We start from the raw sequence: 752 nt of genomic DNA on the forward strand, positions 1-752 counted from the left end.
GGTTGCCGAGATCCGTCGCATGAACCCGCTGGTCATCAACCACCATGTTGACCGTGAACTTGTCGCCGCTCGGCGAGCCGTCCAGGACAACGCACAGCCGCGATTGGCTTACGCCGGTCCCGAGGTCAAACGACGGATACTCCGCACCATCCTCGCGGGCCAGGACGGCCGCGAGCGTGGTCGCCTGCGCAGCCTGTGCGGCAGCCAGGCTCGCAGCGTCGAGGACCGCATGCGCAGCGTCGACGCCGCGGCTGCACAGCACCGGACCAAAGAATTTCCCGTTTGGCTTGCGCAGGCGGATATAGAACGGCCCCTCATCCCAGACCGGCGCCGGATTGAGCTGCAGCGTCGCGCCGGCGACGCCGACGACGGCGCCACCATAGCCGTAGTTTTCCGGCAGATCGGATTGCACCCTGACGACAGATCCGCGCGTGATCGCCCTACCCTCATATTCAGAGCCGAGCGCGACATTCTCCCGCCGATAGATCGACTGCAGGTAATAGAACGCGCACTCCCGGAACGCCTGGTCACGGTTGACGATGCCGTCGACGCGCTTGGTCTCGGCATTGACCGACGTGAATGCGTCGGTGTCCGGCGGATATTGCACCTGCGCCGGCCGCCAGGTCTGCTCGTCGACGTACTCGACCACGACGGCGTCGGGATCTTCCTCGCCCAGCATCGTGAAACTGACCTGCATCGAATCCCGCACGATCTCGCGATCGGTCAGGAGCATGGTCGGCACGTCGCGCCAC

Annotated in this window: 1 protein-coding gene; it reads right to left on the reverse strand. The window is 65.2% G+C overall.

The features are described 5' to 3' along the window. On the reverse strand, window positions 1-733 hold a 733-nt coding region (locus AC628_RS41500), incomplete at its 3' end, for a host specificity factor TipJ family phage tail protein (protein WP_245321608.1). Between the last annotated feature and the right edge of the window lie 19 nt (window positions 734-752).

It is taken from the genome of Bradyrhizobium sp. NAS96.2 (assembly GCF_001908235.1).
Taxonomy (GTDB): domain Bacteria; phylum Pseudomonadota; class Alphaproteobacteria; order Rhizobiales; family Xanthobacteraceae; genus Bradyrhizobium.